At 47.9% G+C, this 1,293-nt stretch carries 2 protein-coding genes; both read right to left on the reverse strand.

Features of this window, described 5'->3' with window-relative positions; all coding sequences use genetic code 11:
- Positions 1 to 338: 338 nt before the first annotated feature.
- Entirely contained in the window at positions 339 to 989 is a 651-nt protein-coding gene (locus PV02_RS12850; protein ID WP_256623817.1) for a cobalamin B12-binding domain-containing protein, read from the reverse strand.
- Positions 990 to 1,152: 163 nt separating this feature from the next.
- The coding region (locus PV02_RS12855; RefSeq protein WP_305891092.1) for a uroporphyrinogen decarboxylase family protein at positions 1,153 to 1,293 on the reverse strand (141 nt) is incomplete at its 5' end.

Below are 1,293 nucleotides of genomic sequence, written 5' to 3' on the forward strand. Positions count from 1 at the left end.
TGTACAGCTGCAACAACAGCTTCCTTCTTGCAGGAAACGATCGCATCAGAAAGCTTCTTGAACGTTTCTTCTTTGCTCATAGTAGTTCCTCTTCATTTGACCCCCCGACCTCTCATGCGATAAATGGGATGTGGAGAACAGTCACTACAATTAGCATAAGGAGAAAACTATATATCATAAACTCAGCACAATGTGTCTATTGCGTGTGAATTAGTCCAGCATGGGATATTATTCAGCTGTCGTGCAATCATTACAACGCGGTTGTAATCTTACTCCGGGATTGTAACTAGTGTATAAAAGGAAAGGAAGAATTAGGAAAAACTGAATCGTAGATCAGTTTATTTCAGCAGCAGAAGTTCCCTTGCCTTTGCCACAGCCTCAGCAGCATTCTTTGCATAGCAATCGGCACCTATCCTGTCTGCCCATTCCTGGCTTGCAGGCGCACCGCCCACCATGACCTTGAACCTGTCACGCAGGCCCTGCTCCCTGAGCATACCTATGAGTTCCTGCTGCCGGTTAAGGGAGACCGTGGTAAGCGCTGAGAGACTTATCAGGTCTGCATTGGTCTCTTTTGCCTTGTCGATGAAATCCTGCAAAGGAACGCTCCTGCCCATGTCATGTACTGTGAAACCCGATGCTCTAAGCATGCCTGAAACGATGATCTTGCCAATATCATGAACATCACCCTCAACAGTACCATTGACGATGGTACCAGGCCTTCTATCCCTGTCTTGCTCCTGTGTTTCAGTTTCCAGGATCCTGAGACCTGCTTCCATCGCATCCACTGCAAGGACCAGATGCGGCAGGAATATAGTGCCCTCCTCAAATAGAATGCCAGTCTCATGCACACCGGCAGCAAGACCCTTTTCGATGATCTCTGCAGGCCCAATGTTCTCTTCTAATGCTTTTCTCACTGCTGTTTCCACAGCATCCCCACTGGTCGAGACAACCGAATTTGAGATCCTTTGCAATGTTTCTTCTTTGAGCATGGCTTACTCCCTTCCGTCTGCTTCAAATGATCCGGAAGATCAGGATAAAGCAGAACAGGCACACATATGGCCAGAATCAATTGGTCAGAACGCAGATAAAAGTAATTCTCCGGGCTTAAGGTTATGACTACTCAACAAAGAAGGCCCGGAGAAATCCCACTCTCTAATACTTGTGGCCCTTTGCCATCTCCACCATTGCCCTGAGGTTCTCGGTAGGTGTCTTGCTGACAATACCGCATCCCGGTGCAAGAAGTCCTACGCCTGCATCCAGCACTTTCTGTGACGCTTCCTTTACCACTTCGGG

Source organism: Methanolobus chelungpuianus (genome assembly GCF_024500045.1).
Classification (GTDB): Archaea; Halobacteriota; Methanosarcinia; order Methanosarcinales; family Methanosarcinaceae; genus Methanolobus; species Methanolobus chelungpuianus.